We start from the raw sequence: 15,203 nt of genomic DNA, 5'->3' as shown, positions 1-15,203 counted from the left end.
TTTGCCTAAGCTTCGGAAAAGATGATCCGAACCCTTGCTTTCGCACTCCTGCTCGCTTTCGCCGCTCCCGCCCGGGCGCAGCAGGCCCTCCCGGAGGCGGTTGGCTCGGCTTGGGGCTTCGACAGGAGCGACCTGACGCCGCATCCGGGCGTGCGGTTCGGCGTGCTTCCGAACGGCATGCGCTATGCGTTAATGCGCAACGGCTCGCCCGCCGGAGCACTTTCGGTGCGCCTCCACATCGATGCCGGATCGTCGGTGGAGGGTGCGAAAGAGCAGGGCTTCATGCACATGCTGGAGCATCTGATCTTTCACGGATCGGCGAACCTGCCGGAGGGGTCGCTGCCGCTGATGCTGAAGCATCAGGGCCTTAGGCGCTGGACCGATTTCAACGCCTATACGAGCTTTGACGAGACGGTTTACCTGCTCGACCTGTCGCGGTCGGACACTCGGGCGCGGGAGACGGCGCTGACGCTGATGCACGAGATTGCGGTGAACCTCCGCTTCGATCGAAAGGCCGTCGAAGGCGCCAAGAAGATGATCAGGGACGAGATCCGCGCACGCGACGCAGTAAACGACCGGCTGACGGAGGCGCAGCAGCGCTTCTTCCTACCGGGGACATCGCTGGCCGGCGGATCAGTCGCCGGGATGGAGAAGAGCATCGCTCGAGCCAGTGGCGAGACGTTGCAGCGCCTCTACGCGCACCACTATGTGCCGGAGCGTGCGACTTTGGTGATGGTCGGCGATTTCGACCCGAACACCGCCGAAGAGGAGATCTGGGCGCGCTTTTCCGGCTGGAGCGCGCGCGCGGATGCTGCGGACCATCGCCCTATGCCGGTCTCGCTGCCCCGGCGCAGCGGCATCGAAGCCAGGCTGTTCGTCGACCCGGCCGCGCCGACCGCGGTGACGATCGCGGCGGTCGAGCCGCTTCCCGGCGGAGCAGATGCGGGCAGGCGCCGGGACCGCCAATTTCTGGAGCTTATGGCGAGCGAGATGCTGAACCGGCGGCTGGCGCGAAGGGCCGCCGATCCGAAGGCCACGCTCGTGAAGGCGGAGTCGATGATCTATAACCCTTTTCCGAACGTGCGGCTGGCGCGGGTGGAGGTGAAGGCAGCGGATCGCGATTGGCGCGGCGCGCTCGAAGCAGGATCGGACGAACTGCGCCGGGCGCTGGAGCAGGGTTTTTCCCAGGCCGAGCTGAACGAGCAACTGATCGCGATGAGACCCAAGGAACGGGGGCTAGTTCAGAGAACGCCGGCCCTCGCCGACGCCATCGTCGATGCGGTGGAGCGCCGCCTCGTCTTCACCGAACCGGCCGATCCGGCGGCGACTGTCGCTTATCTGGCACAGATAAAGCTGGAGGATGTGAACGCCGCTTTCAGAGCCGCTTGGGCAGTGCCTGGGCGGCTGATCTTCGTTTCTCATAACCGGAGAATCCCGAATGCCGCAGCCGCGGTCGCTGCCGCATTCAGCAACGGTGCAGGCGATCGGGCGTTCTAGGGGGCGGATGCCGTTACGGCTGCCGAACAAGTGGGAGTGCCCTCGGATGCTGCGTATGATGACCATGGTTTCAGTCTTTGCTCTGGCCGGAGCGGCCGCCGCGCAGCCTGCTCCGCCGCCGCCCCCGCCGCAGCCAACTGGAGTCATCCTGGGAGTCGCGCAGCCGGGCGAGCCGCTGCATGCGGTGGCGGGCACGCGGCTCGATGTGGTGGCGACTGGCGAGGTGACGCGGGTGCCAGATATCGCGCGGATCAATGCGGGCGTGCAGACGCTGGCGGCAACCGCATCCGCGGCGATCCAGGAGAATGCGGCGCGGATGCAGCGGGTGCGGGCCGCGCTGCGCCGTGCGGGCATCGCCGATCGCGATATCCAGACGAGTTCGATCAACCTCTATCCCGAATACCGTCACAGCGAGGGCGCCGCGCCGCAACTCATCGGCTACCGTGCTGGGAACGAAGTGACGGTGAGTTTCCGCGACATCGCCAACACCGGCAAGATCCTCGACGCGCTGGTCGCCGAGGGCGCCAACTCGATCAACGGGCCGATGCTAACGCTCGACAAGCCCGAGGCGGCACTGGACGAAGCGCGGACGGCCGCGATCCGCACGGCAAGGGCAAGGGCCGAACTTTACGCGCGTGCGATCGGCAAGGGCGTCGGCCGCATTCTGTCGATCAGCGAAGCGGGCGGCGGCATGCCGTACCGGCCGATGATGCGGCAGAGCGCAGGCTATGGCGAAAGTCGACCCACGAACATGATCGAACCGGGCGAGCAGACGATCGGCGTGTCCCTGCAGGTGAGCTTCGAGCTACTGTAACCAAGCGATAGCGTGAATCAGGAAGCGCGCCTTTCCGCTTTGATCCTTCTATAGAGGCGAGGTTAACCGCAGCGGTCGACGGCGTTCCATTGAACCATTGGGACGGAACTCTGCTGATAGCCGCGCTGCGTCCGCCGCAGCGACGCCGCTCCGGATCAAAGCTTCGACAAGGGCCCGTTCGGCGGGCACCGCGATGTGCGGTCCAATACCGGCACCTTCCCAGCCACGGCCTGTGGTCGGATCAAAGGTGCGGCCGATGGGCACCTGCGCAGCATAGCCGCTCCCGATATCGACTCTGGGGCTGACGTGACCTGCCCCCGCCGTGACCTCGCCAATCAGCGTAGCCCGCCCCGTACGCTTCAGGGCCAGGGCAAAATGCTCGGCAGCAGATGCGGTGCGGGCCGCCGTCAGGACAAAGATCTTCGCGTCGCTGAGGCCGCCAGATTCCTTCGCCGGAACGGCGACATGCTCTCGTCGAACGACCTCTTTCGGGCCGTCCAAACGGATCACAGTTGGGCCGTCTGGGAATACGCCGCCGCCAGCATCGTCAACGCTTCGACGGGTATCCATTTGAAGCAGGGAGGTGGGGCGCGAGAAGAAATAGGGGAACATGCGGTCCATCTCGGCAAGACCGCCGCCTGCATGCGTACGGACATCAATGACGAGCGTCCTCGCCTTCGAATGCGTACGGAGGAAATCTTCAAGTTTCGCCAATGTCGCCGGATCGCCCGGAAAGAGGCTGAAGCTGAGATAAGCAATGCCCGGCGCGATCCAGGCGCCGCGCTCAAGCGCTACGGTTGCGCCGCCCTGGCCTGCGCCGGCCTGTGCGCTACCGGTTCCGGGCGCGATAACACGCAAATGCCCGTCGGGGTGAATGCGTTGGAGATCTTGTGTGAGGGCCTCGGCGAATTCTGTGGATGTGGAGAAGCGGCTGTAGCGGCCGTCCACAAGGCCGTTACGGAGTGCGCGTGCATAACGCTCCCCCGCTTCCGGAAAAACGAAGCGCTCCGTCAGCGCTTGCGCCAATGACTCCACGATCTTTGTCGCTTCCTGCGCAGTAGGAGCCACACCAGCCTGTGGCGCGGAAGTCTGCGCGGGGAGTGCCACGGCGACAAGGGCGGCTGTGAAAACGGGCATCAGCCTGAGACAGAAATTCCGCATTGAGCTTCAAAATCCTAATGGGTGATACAGTTGATCCACGCGATGCTGCTTATTTCCACAGTTCTTCGACAAAGGTCGTCCGGCCATCGATGAACGGTAAGAGCAGTACCTTTAGGCAAGCCGCTGCCTCCGCCTTCTCAAGGCGAGAATGTAGATGATGGCCGCGGCCGCCGCGAAGAAGAACCACTGGAGCGCGTAGGCCATGTGGTTGTTCGGGATGTCGGCGGCGGTCGGAAGAGCACTCTTTTCCAGCGGAGGCAGCGGCTCTTCGAGAACGAGGATCTGGCGAGAGGCAGCTTCGCCGGCGGCATAGGTGCCGGTGAAGGTGCGGGTAAGACGCACGTGCGGCAACAGGTTCGGATGCTTCGCCCAGCCGAGGTCGATCAGGCCTTCCGTAATCGCGATTTCGTCACCGCCTGCTGTGCGCGACGAACAGGGGACAAGATAGCGATAACCGCTTTCGCCTTTGGCGCTCCGGCCGGCGCGTACTTCCGGTTTGGCGTCCACCGTGCAGGTGACGCTCTGCTGCCTGTAGTGGTCGGAGGCGTCGATCTCGGCGATCAGCCTTTCCTTCCACTCTGCCCGCTGGAGCTGCCAGACGCCGAGGCCGATCATCACGGCGACCGCCGCGGCGACGATGATTGTGGGAAGGATGGGCAGGCGCTTCATTCGCTAATCCGGGCTTCGCGGGCGCGGTGCCTGTATTCGAGCGCGAGCAGCATGGCTTTTGCAAAGCGGAGCGAGAAGACGACTGCCGCCGCCGTCAGCGGCAGCCAAAGGAGGATGTGGAGCCAGATGGGCGGCGAAGCGGCAAGCTCAAGCCAGACGGCGAGGCCTGTGATGAGCGCCCCGATGATCAGGATCAGGAAGGCGGCCGGCCCGTCACCGACGTTGAACGATGCGAAATCGAGGCCGCAGGCGCGGCAGGCGGAAGCGAAGGTCGCAACGCCGGCGAACAGGGGCCCGGCGCCGCAGCGCGGGCAAAGGCCCCTTGCCGCAGCGAGGGCCGGAGATGGCGAGGCATCGGTCATAAAGAAGAAGGGCGCCTTTCGGCGCCCTCCCCTGTCTTAGTGGAATTCGGCGCCCCACCCGCCCCAGACGTAGATGGCGAGGAAGAGGAACAGCCAGACCACGTCCACGAAATGCCAGTACCAGGCGGCGGCTTCGAAGCCAAAATGCTGGCGGGGCGTAAAGTGACCCTTATCGGCGCGGACGAGGCAGACGATCAGGAAGATCGTGCCGACGATCACGTGAAAGCCGTGAAAGCCCGTCGCCATGAAGAAGGCCGAAGTATAGATATTGTCGGCGAAGCCGAACGGCGCGTGCGCATATTCATAAGCCTGAATGGCGGAGAAGAGGAGGCCGAGACCGATCGTGAGCCAGAGGCCCTTCTTCAGCCCTTCGCGGTCGCCATGGATCAGCGAATGGTGCGCCCAGGTGACGGTCGTGCCCGAGCAGAGCAGGATGAGCGTGTTGAGGAGCGGATAGCCGAACGGATCCAGCACCTTCATGCCCGTGGGCGGCCAGGTGCCGCCAATGCTTTCCACCGGCGACGGGAAAAGGGCGGCGTTGAAGTAGGCCCAGAACCAGGCGACGAAGAACATGACTTCCGACGCGATGAAGAGGATCATCCCGTAGCGGAGGTGGAGCTGAACGATCGGCGTGTGATCGCCGGCATGCGCTTCGCGCACCACGTCGACCCACCAGCTGAACATGACAAACAGGACCGCGATGAGGCCGGCGAAGAAGACGTAGCCACCGAACGCAGCCTCATGCATCCACATGATCGCGCCCGCAGCCATTGCCAGCGCCGCCATCGAGCCCATGAACGGCCAGATGCTCGGCGGCAGAATGTGATATTCGTGGTTCTTCGCTCCGGCCATCGTCGTTCCTCTGTTCGTCTTGCCCGTCCTCTAGCTGCGAGGCTGAGGATCGTCCACGGGGTAAAAGGTGTAGCTAAGGGTGATTTCGCTGATCTTGGAAGCTTCCGGATCGTCGAGGATCTTGGGATCTACATAATAGACGACTGGCATCCGGATTTCCTCGCCCGGCTTCAGCGTCTGCTCGGTAAAGCAGAAGCACTGGACCTTGGTGAAGTACTGGCCGGCCTGAACCGGAGTCACGTTGAAGGTAGCGGTGCCGGTGACCGGCTCGCCGGAATGGTTCTTCGCGGTGTAAAAGGCCATCTTGCGGGCGCCGATTGCAGTCCGCTCAACGTTCTTCTCCGGCTCGAACTCCCAACCGAGTTCGCCGCTGACATTGGCGTCGAAGCGAACGTTGATGACCTTGCCCACCGCGCCCGGCGCCTCGCCGCCGACCTGCATCTGGGTGGTGCCGCCGAAGCCCGTCACCTGACAGAAAAGGCGGTAGAGCGGCACGCTCGCAAAGGCGAGGCCGACCATTGCCAGCGCGAGGAGAGCCGCCATCGCCGCGGTGCGGCCGTTCTTCTGCGCAACTGCCGTCATCCGTTCATCCTTACGATGGTGATGAGGTAGAGGAGGATCACGAAGGCGCCGAGCGCAAGCGCCATGACGAGGGCGCGGCTCCGCTGGCGCTTCTGGACTTCATTCTTGTGTGGGTCGGGCGTCATGCGATGAGCCACCTGTCCAGCACCAGAGCGCCGAAGATCGCGAAGAGGTAGAGGATGGAGAAAGCGAAAAGCCGCTTCTCGGGCTTCATCGCGGCAGGCTCGGTCGCCTTGTTGGCGAGCACCTGCAGCGAGAGGAGAATGAAGGCGAAGCTAAGGGCCGCGGCGGCGATGCCGTAGACCCACCCGGTGAGGCCGAGCGGCCACGGGGCTACTGCGGAGGCGGCCATCGGCAAAGTGTAGAGCATGATCTGCTGGCGCGTGACCTTCGCCCCGGAGACGACCGGAAGCATCGGCACGCCGGCGGCGGCATAGTCCGAGCGGACGAAGAGCGAGAGCGCCCAGAAATGCGGCGGCGTCCAGAGGAAGATGAGGGTGAAGAGGAGGAGCGGCAGAAGCGTGATATCGCCCGTTACCGCGGCCCAGCCGATGACCGGCGGGAAGGCGCCGGCCGCGCCGCCGATCACGATATTCTGAGGCGTCCGGCGCTTCAGCCAGATTGTGTAGACGACAACATAGAAGAGGATCGACAGCGCCAAGACCGAAGCCGCAAGCCAGTTGGTCGCGACGCCCATCAGCAGCACCGAGAAGAAGGAAAGGCCGACGCCGAAATGGAGTGCCGCTTGCCGGTCCATGCGCCCGGCGGGAAGCGGGCGGTTGGCCGTGCGCTTCATCTTCGCGTCGAGATCGGCCTCGTACCACATGTTGAGCGCCGCCGCCGCGCCCGCGCCGAGCGCGATGCAGAGGATCGCGGTAAAGCCCAGAACGGGATGGATATGGGCAGGCGCGGCAAGCAGGCCGCAGAGGCCGGTGAAGACGACGAGGCTCATCACGCGCGGCTTCGTCAGCGCGACGAAATCCCGCCAGTCGGCGGGCAGTGCGTTCGTGTCGGTCAGCGACATGGTCGTCATGATAATGAACTCTGCGCCCCATGCCGAGGGTCCGGCATGGGGCGGAAGTGTTTGCCTCAGTCGACCTTCGGCAGGGTTTCGAACTGGTGGAAGGGCGGCGGCGAGGACAGGGTCCATTCGAGCGTCGTCGCGCCTTCGCCCCACGGATTGTCCGGCGTCTTCTTGCCCGCGATCAGCGACCAGACGATGTTCACGAAGAAGAACACCATGCCGAGCGCCATGATCATGTAGCCGGTGGTCGCGACCTCGTTCCAGCCCTGGAACGCGTCCGGATAGTCCGGATAGCGCCGCGGCATGCCGTCGAGGCCGAGGAAGTGCATCGGGAAGAAGAGCACGTTCACGCCGATGAAGAAGATCCAGAAATGGAGCTGGCCGAGGATCTCGTTATAGTTCCGGCCCCACATCTTGCCGAACCAGTAATACCAGCCCGCAAAGAGCCCGAACACGGCGCCGAGCGACAGCACAGAGTGGAAGTGCGCGACGACGTAATAAGTGTCGTGCATGTAGTTATCGACGCCGCCGTTCGCGAGCACGACGCCGGTGACGCCACCCACCGTGAACATGAAGATGAAGCCCAGCGCCCACATCATCGGCGTCTGGAAGGTCATCGAGCCGCCCCACATGGTGGCGATCCAGCTGAAGATCTTGATGCCGGTCGGCACCGCGATCACCATCGTCGCCGCGGTGAAGTACATCTTCGTGTTCACGTCCATGCCGACGGTGAACATGTGGTGCGCCCAAACGATGAAGCCGACGACGCCGATCGCGACCATGGCGTAGGCCATGCCGAGATAGCCGAAGACTGGCTTGCGGCTGAAGGTCGCGACCACCTGGCTGACGATGCCGAAGCCCGGCAGAATCATGATGTAAACTTCGGGGTGGCCGAAGAACCAGAAGAGGTGCTGGTACAGGATCGGATCGCCGCCTCCGCTAGCGTCGAAGAACGACGTGCCGAAGTTCCGGTCCGTCAGAAGCATCGTGATCGCGCCGGCGAGGACGGGGAGCGACAGAAGCAGCAGGAAGGCGGTGACCAGCACCGACCATACGAACAGCGGCATCTTGTGCAGGGTCATGCCCGGCGCGCGCATGTTGAAGATGGTGGTGATGAAGTTGATCGCGCCAAGGATCGACGACGCGCCTGCAAGGTGGAGCGACAGGATCGCCATGTCGACGGCAGGCCCCTGGTGGCCGCTGGTCGAAAGCGGCGCATAGACGGTCCAGCCGGTGCCGGCGCCGTTGCCGGCCGCCGTGCCCGGCACGAAAGTCGAGCCAAGAAGCAGCAGGAACGCCGGGATCAGCAGCCAGAAGCTGATATTGTTCATGCGCGGGAAGGCCATGTCCGGCGCGCCAATCATGATCGGAACGAACCAGTTGCCGAAGCCGCCGATCATCGCCGGCATCACCATGAAGAAGACCATGATGAGGCCGTGCGCGGTGATGAGCACGTTCCAGAGGTGGAGGCCCGCGTCGAACGAAGCGGCGCCGCCGCTCATCGTTACCCAGCTTTCAAGATACTGGATGCCGGGCTCCGCGAGCTCGGCGCGCATCAGGCCCGAAATCGCGCCGCCGATGATGCCGGCAATGATCGCGAAGATCAGGTAGAGGGTGCCGATGTCCTTGTGGTTCGTGGACATGAACCACCGGGCGAAGAAGCCGGGCTTATGATCCGCATCGTGATGCGCATCATGATGGCCGTGCGCGGTCTCGAAATGGACGGCGTTTGCGGTCGTGTCGGTCATTACTGGCTATCGCCCCTCTTCGAATTCGTGGCGCCCTGCGTCGAAACGGGGGCAGTGCCGACGGCATTGACGATGTTGGACGGCTCGGGGCTCGTCTCGGTCGCGCTGCCGCCTGAAGTATTGGTCACGTCCGCGGCGGTCGCCGCGGGGTTGGTGATCGGTGAGGTTGCCGTCTCGTCGCCCGAAGCGCGCTGCGCGCCGCCCGGCATGGTGCCGCCCTTGGAGGCAACCCAGGCCGCGAATTGAGCGGGAGGAACGACCTCAACCGCGATGGGCATGTATGCGTGGCGGGCGCCGCAAAGCTCGTAGCACTGGCCGTAATAGACGCCGGGCTTGTCGGCCTTGAACCAGGTCTCGTTGAGGCGGCCGGGAACGGCGTCGAGCTTCACCCAGAAAGCGGGGACGCCGAAGGCGTGGATGACGTCGTTCGAGGTGATGATCAGCTTCACCGTGGCGCCGGCGGGCACCACCATCCGCTCGTCAACACCGAGGAGGCGGGGCTCGCCGCGCTTCTTCGCGTCCGCGTCCGATAAAACGTTCGACGTAAGCTCGAAATCGCCATGGTCCGGATACTGGTAGTTCCAATACCATTGGTTGCCGATCACCTTGACGGTAAGATCGGCCTTCGGCGGCGAATATTGATTGGCGAGAAGTTTGATCGACGGGACCGCAATCACGACGAGGATCAGCACCGGCACCAGGGTCCACACGACTTCGAGAAGCGTGTTGTGCGTGGTGCGGGACGGGATCGGATGCGCGGCGCGGCGATAGCGGATCACCACGTAGAGCAGGAGGATTAGGACGAAGATCGAGATGACGGTGATGACCGGCATCAGGATCACGTTGTGGAACCAGGCCGCTTCCTCGCCGATCGGCGTGAACTGGTCCTGGACGCCCATGCGGCCGTCGGGCTGGCCGATGCCGGGAGTGGGCTTGGTGCCGGCGCCGAGCATCGTCTGAGCAACCTGTGAATTGCTGGGTTCTTCGGCGGCCGGAGTGGCGAGCGCGGGGTCGGAAACCTCCTGCGGCTGCGCGGGCGAAGCCTGCGACTGGGCGCTGATCTGGTCGCGCGGCGCACCGGCGGACTGCGGCTGGGCCGCCAGCTCCTGCTTCGGCTGGGCGAGGTTCGCCTCCTGCGCCGCGGCGCCTGCAGGCATCAGGCCGAGCGCGGCTGCGGCGGCGAAAATCTTTATCAGAGTCTTCATCTAAACCCCTTGGACCCCTCCGGACGGAGCGGGATGGATTCGTCCCAAAACAGGCAAGTTGCGGCGCCTTATAGCAGGGGAAATGCGCGTCTCAAGTCGGATGGAACTTTTTCCCCGCGCTTGCCGAAACGCACCTCCGGACTTATCTGCTTCTAAGGTTCCAGGGGGTTTGACAGCAGGATGAGCGAAGAAGAGATTTTGGCGGAATTCCGGGCCGCGGATGCCCTTTTGGAGGGGCATTTCGTCCTTTCCTCCGGACTTCACAGCCCACGCTACCTGCAATGCGCACGGGTGCTGATGGACCCGGTTCGCGCGTCCCGCCTCGCTTCCGCGCTCGCCGCTTCGATGCCGCGCGAGGTTAGGAGCGCGATCGAGATCGTCGTTTCGCCCGCCATGGGCGGCGTCATCGCCGGCCATGAAATGGGCCGCGCGCTTGGCGTAGAAGCAGTGTTTGTCGAGCGGCCCACCGGCACGTTCGAGCTTCGCCGCGGCTTCCGCCTCAAGCCGAGGCAGAAGGTGCTGCTGATGGAGGACGTCGTCACGACGGGCCTTAGTTCCCGCGAAGCGATCAAGGCGGTGGAGGAAGCAGGCGGCGAAGTGATCGCTGCGGCCGCGCTCGTCGACAGGTCGAACGGCGAGGCCGATCTCGGCGTGCCTTTCTTCCCGCTCGTGCGCATAGCGGTGCCCACCTACGAGGCCGACAAGCTGCCGCAGGATCTGGCGGCGATACCGGCGGAGAAACCTGGGAGCCGGAAGGCGGCGTGAGCCGGCACCTCCGCTTAGGGGTCAATATCGACCATGTCGCGACGATCCGGAATGCGCGGGGCGGCGAGCATCCGGACCCGGTGCGCGCAGCCCTTGCCGCAGCGGACGCAGGCGCGGATGGCATCACTGCCCATCTTCGCGAGGACCGCCGGCATATCACCGACGACGATATCCAGCGGTTGATGGACCGGCTGACCATCCCGCTGAACCTGGAAATGGCGGCGACAGAAGAGATGCTGGAGATCGCGCTCCGCCATCGGCCGCACGCCGCCTGTATCGTTCCCGAAAAGCGCGAGGAGCGCACCACCGAGGGCGGTCTCGACGCGGCGGGCCAACATAATCATCTGGCGCCGTTCGTTGCGCGGCTTTCCGAAGCGAATATCCGTGTCAGCCTGTTCATCGAGCCGGATCCGCGGCAGATCGACGCGGCCATTCGCCTGAAGGCGCCAGTAGTTGAGTTCCACACCGGCCGCTACGCGAATCTGGAGGGCGAAGCGCAGACGACGGAGCTTCGCCGCATCGCCGATGCCGCTGCGCTTGCCGCCAAGAACGGCATCGAAGCCCATGCGGGGCATGGCCTCACCTTCGAGAATGTCGTGCCGGTGGCGGCCATCCCGCAGTTAGCCGAGCTCAACATCGGCCACTTCCTGGTCGGAGAGGCGATCTTCACCGGCTTCGAGAGCAGCGTGCGGCGGATGCGGACGCTGATGGACGAAGCGCGCGGATGACCATCATCGGCATCGGCTCCGACCTCTGCAACATCGACCGGATCCAGAATTCGTTGGACCGGTTTGGCGAGCGCTTCACCAACCGGGTCTTCACCGACGTCGAGCGGAAAAAGGCGGAGGGGCGGCCGTTCACGCGCGCCGGCACCTATGCCAAGCGCTTCGCCGCCAAGGAGGCCTTTTCCAAGGCGGTCGGCACCGGCTTCAAGCGCGGCGTGTTCATGAAGGATATAGGCGTCGTCAATAAACCGTCGGGAGAACCGACCCTCCACCTGACGGGCGGAGCCAAACAGAGGCTTGACGATATGACGCCGGAAGGCCACGCCGCAGCAATCCATCTGACGATGACGGACGATCACCCGTTCGCCCAGGCCTTCGTCATCATCACCGCGGTTCCAGTCCAAGGAGCAAAAGGGTGAGCGCCAGCGACCCCGCACTGTCCATGAAGACGACAAAGAAGAAAGAGAAGCCCGCCACCGACTGGTGGGGCGAGCTGAAGGCCATATTCTGGCTGGTGCTCGCGGTGCTGGCCTTCCACAGCTTCATCGCCAAGCCGTTCTACATTCCGTCGGAATCGATGATGCCGATCCTTCTGAAGGGCGACCGGCTAGTGGTGAGCAAATATCCTTATGGCTGGTCATGGGTGTCGCCCAGCTTCCACGTCATGCCGCCGACCGAGGGGCGCGTGCTCGGCCGGATGCCGGAGCGCGGCGACATTGTCATCGTAACCCCGCCGGGGCAGAAGGCCGATTATATCAAGCGCGTGATTGGGCTTCCGGGCGACGAGCTGGAGATGATCGAGGGGCAGCTCTTCATTAACGGCAAGCCGGTGAAGCGTGAAAAGCGCCCCGACGCGCTGTTTCCGATCGACGCCAACGTCCCCTGCACGCCGGATTTCTTCGGCGACCAGCGGACGCAGGCGAACGGCCAGGCCTACTGCCGCCTTCCCATTTATCGCGAGACGCTGCCGAACGGCCGCGCCTACGATACGATCGACATGGCCTATAATCCGGACGTCGATGATTTCGCCAAGCTTCGGGTGCCCGAAGGTCACCTGTTCCTGATGGGCGACAATCGGGATCGTTCGGCGGATAGTCGCGTGGCGCTGGAGAATCAGGGGCTCGGCGGCGCTGTGCCGTTCGAAAATATCGGCGGCCGCGCGGAATTCATTACTTTCTCGCTCGACGGCACGTCGCAATATTTGAACCCGATCAGCTGGTTCACCGCCCTCCGCGGTGGCCGGGCAGGCACGTCGCTCCATCCCGAGGAAGTATCCGCGCAATGACGGACGCCCCCGCCACACCTCACGTGGAGGAGCGGGGGCCGACGGAAATGCGCGATCCGCTTATCCGCGAGGAGCTGAAGCGGGCGAGCGTGTGGATCGGGCTGGCGCTGGCGGTAGTCGGTATTGCCTTTCTCGCCCAGCCGCTCCTCCTTATCATTGGCGGCTTCGTGTTCGCGTCGATGCTCGACGGCGGCACGCGCCTCTTAGGGAGGGTACTGCCGATCCCGCGGGGCTGGCGGCTGCTGATCGTCGCGCTCGCCTTTGTCGCGTTCCTTGTCGGCACCGTGATGCTGACGGGAAGCCAGATGGCGGCGCAGGCGGAGACCTTCCGCACTGTGATGACGCAGCAGCTCGACCGGGCGCTGGCATGGGTGGGCAGCTTCGGCATCGTGCCGGCAGACATCGAAGTCACGCAGATCATCCAGCAATTAATGGGTTCGCTCGGCCGCCTCACTTATGCGGTCACGAGCGTGCTCGGCGCCATCACCAGCTTCGTGATGATTGTCGTCATCGGCCTGTTCATCGCCGCCGAGCCCCGGCTTTACGAGCGCGGCGCGGCCTGGATGCTGCCGATCCGGATGCGGGATCCTTTCTACCGCACATCCGAGCGGATGGGCCGGACATTGCGCCACCTGATGGCGGGGCGCCTGGTCGGCATGGCAGTGGAAGGCGTCGGGACCTGGATCCTGCTGTGGATCGGCGGCGTGCCGATGGCGGCCCTGCTTGGCCTTCTTACCGGAATCCTCGCTTTCCTTCCGAATATCGGCGCGATCATTTCCGGCGTTCTGATCGTGATGGTAGGCTTTTCCGCAGGGTGGGAGACCGGCATCTGGGCAATCGCAGTTTACGCCATCGTCCAGATCGTCGACGGCTATCTGATCGTGCCTTACGTGGCGCGAAAGACAGTGGATTTGGCGCCTGCCTTGGTGCTGGGCGCGCAACTGCTGTTCGGCGCCTTGTTCGGAATATTAGGGCTGGCGCTCGCTGACCCCATCGTCGCGCTGGTCAAGGCGGCGCTTCAGCAGAAATCGATCGAGGAAAGCGGTCAGGCCGCAGGTATCGCCGAGCCGTAGAAGCGGCGCCGAAGCGCCACTTCCCTATCTTCGGTTAGGGGCTTTCGGACTCTTCATCATCGTCGTCGTCGAGGACGATCGAGAGCAGCACATAAGCGACGCCGGCGAATACCAGACCGGCCATGGCCCAGCCGATACCGTCGCCCCTGTCGTTCAGCGCCTGAGAAGGCGAGAGAGACGCCGCTGCACGGCTGGTTTCGGAAGACGGAGCGCTTGCCTGAGCAAGAGCCGGGCCGCTGGTAACGAGCGCTATCGCACTCACGATTCCTGCAAGCTTCTTCAATGACATGGTACAATACTCCTGATCGCGCCGAAGCGCTGCCATGCAATCCTGGCTATGCGGAGACCGTTCCAGATTTGTGTCCCCTCGGTACGGAGAAGGGGACGAACCGATTGGAAAGCTGCGTTAAATGGAGAGCCGCCGCGCGGCCTACTGTGCCCCCGGTGCCGCTCCGTCCCGCTGACGCATCTGTTCCTGCATCTGCTGCATCATCTGCATCTGCTGAATTTCCTGCGCAGATAGGGTGCGGAAATCGCGGAGGGTGACGTCGAATTCGAGCGTGGCGTTGGGCGGGATGACGCCGCCGGCGCCTTCGGGGCCGTAGGCAAGTTCCGGCGGAATGCGGAGGCGGTAGGTAGCGCCCTTGCTCATCAGCTGCAGGCCCTCAGCAAAGCCAGGGATGGAGCCGTTGACGGGGAGCGGTGTGGGCTGCTTGCCGTCGGTCGAATCAAAGACGGTGCCGTCTTCCAGCCGGCCGGTATAGTCGATGAGCGCGATGTCGGTGGGAGCGGGCTTCGCGCCCTCGCCTTCTTCAATCACCCTGTACTGGAGCCCGGACGGAGTGGTCGTCCAATGCTGACCAGCGGTACCTGCCCAAGCAATCCCAACCGCGACAAGGGCGAGAAGCGCCAGCGCGAACCAGAACTTAAGGAGCGAGCCCTTCTTGATCGGGCGAATCGGAACGGCGGTCACGGACATGGCAGAGCCCCGGAAAGCTTTGGCGGCGCTTCAGGCCGCCGGAGAAGGTGAAAGGCGCCGCTTCTTAGCGGACGCCGTCACGCTCCATGCGCTTCCGCTCGAGCTTGCGGGCGCGGCGGATAGCGGCGGCACGTTCGCGGGCGCGCTTTTCCGACGGCTTTTCATAGTGGCGGCGCAACTTCATCTCGCGGTAGACGCCTTCACGCTGGAGCTTCTTCTTGAGCGCTCGCAGCGCCTGGTCGACATTATTGTCGCGAACGATGATTTGCATAAAGTCTCGCCACTCTCCGATCAAAAAGCCTTGGCTCCGGCAGCGTTTAGGCCGCCTTCGCTAAGGCCGTGAAATACCATAGAAACGGGTTCGTCGCGAGCCATTCCCGCGCCGTCGCGTGGGCCCGATACCAGCGAAGCCGCCCTTTTTCAAGCCGCTAAGGCCGCTTTCATGAGCGAGACGCGGCCGGT

At 64.0% G+C, this 15,203-nt stretch carries 19 protein-coding genes; 7 read left to right on the top strand and 12 right to left on the bottom strand.

The window, feature by feature from the left end:
* Positions 1–21: 21 nt before the first annotated feature.
* Both VGD10_RS03030 and VGD10_RS03025 read left to right on the top strand, forming a co-directional pair.
* Positions 22–1,497, top strand: a complete 1,476-nt coding sequence (locus tag VGD10_RS03030) for a pitrilysin family protein (protein WP_331039318.1) — start codon at positions 22–24, stop codon at positions 1,495–1,497.
* A gap of 46 nt (positions 1,498–1,543) precedes the next feature.
* Positions 1,544–2,311: an SIMPL domain-containing protein gene (locus VGD10_RS03025; protein ID WP_331039317.1), complete on the top strand. Its 768-nt coding sequence runs from the start codon at positions 1,544–1,546 to the stop codon at positions 2,309–2,311.
* 48 nt (positions 2,312–2,359) lie between these two features.
* Here VGD10_RS03025 and VGD10_RS03020 read toward each other — a convergent pair whose 3' ends face one another.
* From VGD10_RS03020 to coxB, 9 genes are all read right to left on the bottom strand, one after another.
* Positions 2,360–3,448, bottom strand: coding sequence for a S41 family peptidase (locus tag VGD10_RS03020; RefSeq protein ID WP_331039316.1), 1,089 nt, complete (start codon positions 3,446–3,448; stop codon positions 2,360–2,362).
* Between the two features lie 135 nt (positions 3,449–3,583).
* Positions 3,584–4,141, bottom strand: a complete 558-nt coding sequence (locus VGD10_RS03015) for an SURF1 family cytochrome oxidase biogenesis protein (RefSeq protein WP_331039315.1) — start codon at positions 4,139–4,141, stop codon at positions 3,584–3,586.
* Positions 4,138–4,503 carry a DUF983 domain-containing protein gene (locus VGD10_RS03010; RefSeq protein WP_331039314.1) on the bottom strand — a complete coding sequence of 122 codons (366 nt, stop codon included), beginning with the start codon at positions 4,501–4,503 and terminating at the stop codon, positions 4,138–4,140. Before VGD10_RS03010 ends, VGD10_RS03015 begins: the two co-directional genes overlap by 4 nt.
* A 36-nt stretch (positions 4,504–4,539) precedes the next feature.
* Positions 4,540–5,355 (bottom strand): cytochrome c oxidase subunit 3, encoded by an 816-nt coding sequence (locus VGD10_RS03005; protein WP_331039313.1) that lies wholly within the window; start codon positions 5,353–5,355, stop codon positions 4,540–4,542.
* Between the two features lie 30 nt (positions 5,356–5,385).
* A complete protein-coding gene (locus VGD10_RS03000; RefSeq protein WP_331039312.1) occupies positions 5,386–5,937 on the bottom strand; it encodes a cytochrome c oxidase assembly protein in 552 nt (183 codons plus the stop codon).
* Positions 5,934–6,062, bottom strand: coding sequence for a hypothetical protein (locus VGD10_RS02995; protein WP_331039311.1), 129 nt, complete (start codon positions 6,060–6,062; stop codon positions 5,934–5,936). The genes VGD10_RS03000 and VGD10_RS02995 overlap by 4 nt, the downstream gene beginning before the upstream one ends.
* The gene (locus VGD10_RS02990) at positions 6,059–6,970 is read right to left on the bottom strand and encodes a heme o synthase (protein WP_331039310.1); all 912 of its coding nucleotides are present in this window, start codon (positions 6,968–6,970) and stop codon (positions 6,059–6,061) included. Before VGD10_RS02990 ends, VGD10_RS02995 begins: the two co-directional genes overlap by 4 nt.
* A gap of 56 nt (positions 6,971–7,026) precedes the next feature.
* Positions 7,027–8,709 (bottom strand): cytochrome c oxidase subunit I, encoded by a 1,683-nt coding sequence (gene ctaD, locus VGD10_RS02985; RefSeq protein WP_331039309.1) that lies wholly within the window; start codon positions 8,707–8,709, stop codon positions 7,027–7,029.
* On the bottom strand, positions 8,709–9,914 hold the full coding sequence (gene coxB / locus VGD10_RS02980) for a cytochrome c oxidase subunit II (protein WP_331039308.1): 1,206 nt from the start codon (positions 9,912–9,914) through the stop codon (positions 8,709–8,711). Before coxB ends, ctaD begins: the two co-directional genes overlap by 1 nt.
* A 180-nt stretch (positions 9,915–10,094) precedes the next feature.
* Between coxB and pyrE the strand changes: the two genes are divergently transcribed.
* Genes pyrE through VGD10_RS02955 form a run of 5 tightly spaced genes read left to right on the top strand, consistent with a single transcriptional unit; the run spans position 10,095 to position 13,762 of the window.
* Positions 10,095–10,679, top strand: a complete 585-nt coding sequence (gene pyrE / locus VGD10_RS02975; RefSeq protein ID WP_331039307.1) for an orotate phosphoribosyltransferase — start codon at positions 10,095–10,097, stop codon at positions 10,677–10,679.
* Positions 10,676–11,407 (top strand): pyridoxine 5'-phosphate synthase, encoded by a 732-nt coding sequence (locus VGD10_RS02970; RefSeq protein WP_331039306.1) that lies wholly within the window; start codon positions 10,676–10,678, stop codon positions 11,405–11,407. The genes pyrE and VGD10_RS02970 overlap by 4 nt, the downstream gene beginning before the upstream one ends.
* Positions 11,404–11,823: a holo-ACP synthase gene (acpS, locus tag VGD10_RS02965; RefSeq protein ID WP_331039305.1), complete on the top strand. Its 420-nt coding sequence runs from the start codon at positions 11,404–11,406 to the stop codon at positions 11,821–11,823. The genes VGD10_RS02970 and acpS overlap by 4 nt, the downstream gene beginning before the upstream one ends.
* Before the next feature lie 23 nt (positions 11,824–11,846).
* The gene (lepB, locus tag VGD10_RS02960; RefSeq protein ID WP_331039441.1) at positions 11,847–12,689 is read left to right on the top strand and encodes a signal peptidase I; all 843 of its coding nucleotides are present in this window, start codon (positions 11,847–11,849) and stop codon (positions 12,687–12,689) included.
* On the top strand, positions 12,686–13,762 hold the full coding sequence (locus tag VGD10_RS02955; protein WP_331039304.1) for an AI-2E family transporter: 1,077 nt from the start codon (positions 12,686–12,688) through the stop codon (positions 13,760–13,762). Before lepB ends, VGD10_RS02955 begins: the two co-directional genes overlap by 4 nt.
* Before the next feature lie 34 nt (positions 13,763–13,796).
* On the opposite strand, the gene VGD10_RS02950 is transcribed toward VGD10_RS02955, so the two are convergent.
* From VGD10_RS02950 to rpsU, 3 genes are all read right to left on the bottom strand, one after another.
* Entirely contained in the window at positions 13,797–14,051 is a 255-nt protein-coding gene (locus tag VGD10_RS02950; protein ID WP_331039303.1) for a hypothetical protein, read from the bottom strand.
* A gap of 141 nt (positions 14,052–14,192) precedes the next feature.
* Positions 14,193–14,741 carry an FKBP-type peptidyl-prolyl cis-trans isomerase gene (locus VGD10_RS02945; protein ID WP_331039302.1) on the bottom strand — a complete coding sequence of 183 codons (549 nt, stop codon included), beginning with the start codon at positions 14,739–14,741 and terminating at the stop codon, positions 14,193–14,195.
* A gap of 64 nt (positions 14,742–14,805) precedes the next feature.
* The gene (rpsU, locus tag VGD10_RS02940) at positions 14,806–15,012 is read right to left on the bottom strand and encodes a 30S ribosomal protein S21 (RefSeq protein WP_029548939.1); all 207 of its coding nucleotides are present in this window, start codon (positions 15,010–15,012) and stop codon (positions 14,806–14,808) included.
* Positions 15,013–15,203 lie beyond the last annotated feature (191 nt).

Origin of the sequence: Allosphingosinicella sp. (genome assembly GCF_036402135.1) — a bacterium.
Classification (GTDB): domain Bacteria; phylum Pseudomonadota; class Alphaproteobacteria; order Sphingomonadales; family Sphingomonadaceae; genus Allosphingosinicella.
This window is presented reverse-complemented; position numbering and strand designations above follow the sequence as displayed.

Coding starts and splice junctions, on each gene's coding strand:
- pyrE (WP_331039307.1), top strand. CDS start 10,095: ATGAGCGAAGAAGAGATTTTGGCGGAATTCCGGGCCGCGGATGCCCTT.
- VGD10_RS02950 (WP_331039303.1), bottom strand. CDS start 14,051: ATGTCATTGAAGAAGCTTGCAGGAATCGTGAGTGCGATAGCGCTCGTT.
- VGD10_RS03000 (WP_331039312.1), bottom strand. CDS start 5,937: ATGACGGCAGTTGCGCAGAAGAACGGCCGCACCGCGGCGATGGCGGCT.
- acpS (WP_331039305.1), top strand. CDS start 11,404: ATGACCATCATCGGCATCGGCTCCGACCTCTGCAACATCGACCGGATC.
- VGD10_RS02945 (WP_331039302.1), bottom strand. CDS start 14,741: ATGTCCGTGACCGCCGTTCCGATTCGCCCGATCAAGAAGGGCTCGCTC.
- VGD10_RS03025 (WP_331039317.1), top strand. CDS start 1,544: ATGCTGCGTATGATGACCATGGTTTCAGTCTTTGCTCTGGCCGGAGCG.
- lepB (WP_331039441.1), top strand. CDS start 11,847: ATGAAGACGACAAAGAAGAAAGAGAAGCCCGCCACCGACTGGTGGGGC.
- VGD10_RS03030 (WP_331039318.1), top strand. CDS start 22: ATGATCCGAACCCTTGCTTTCGCACTCCTGCTCGCTTTCGCCGCTCCC.
- ctaD (WP_331039309.1), bottom strand. CDS start 8,709: ATGACCGACACGACCGCAAACGCCGTCCATTTCGAGACCGCGCACGGC.
- VGD10_RS03015 (WP_331039315.1), bottom strand. CDS start 4,141: ATGAAGCGCCTGCCCATCCTTCCCACAATCATCGTCGCCGCGGCGGTC.
- VGD10_RS02990 (WP_331039310.1), bottom strand. CDS start 6,970: ATGACGACCATGTCGCTGACCGACACGAACGCACTGCCCGCCGACTGG.
- rpsU (WP_029548939.1), bottom strand. CDS start 15,012: ATGCAAATCATCGTTCGCGACAATAATGTCGACCAGGCGCTGCGAGCG.
- VGD10_RS02995 (WP_331039311.1), bottom strand. CDS start 6,062: ATGACGCCCGACCCACACAAGAATGAAGTCCAGAAGCGCCAGCGGAGC.
- VGD10_RS03020 (WP_331039316.1), bottom strand. CDS start 3,448: ATGCCCGTTTTCACAGCCGCCCTTGTCGCCGTGGCACTCCCCGCGCAG.
- coxB (WP_331039308.1), bottom strand. CDS start 9,914: ATGAAGACTCTGATAAAGATTTTCGCCGCCGCAGCCGCGCTCGGCCTG.
- VGD10_RS02955 (WP_331039304.1), top strand. CDS start 12,686: ATGACGGACGCCCCCGCCACACCTCACGTGGAGGAGCGGGGGCCGACG.
- VGD10_RS03010 (WP_331039314.1), bottom strand. CDS start 4,503: ATGACCGATGCCTCGCCATCTCCGGCCCTCGCTGCGGCAAGGGGCCTT.
- VGD10_RS03005 (WP_331039313.1), bottom strand. CDS start 5,355: ATGGCCGGAGCGAAGAACCACGAATATCACATTCTGCCGCCGAGCATC.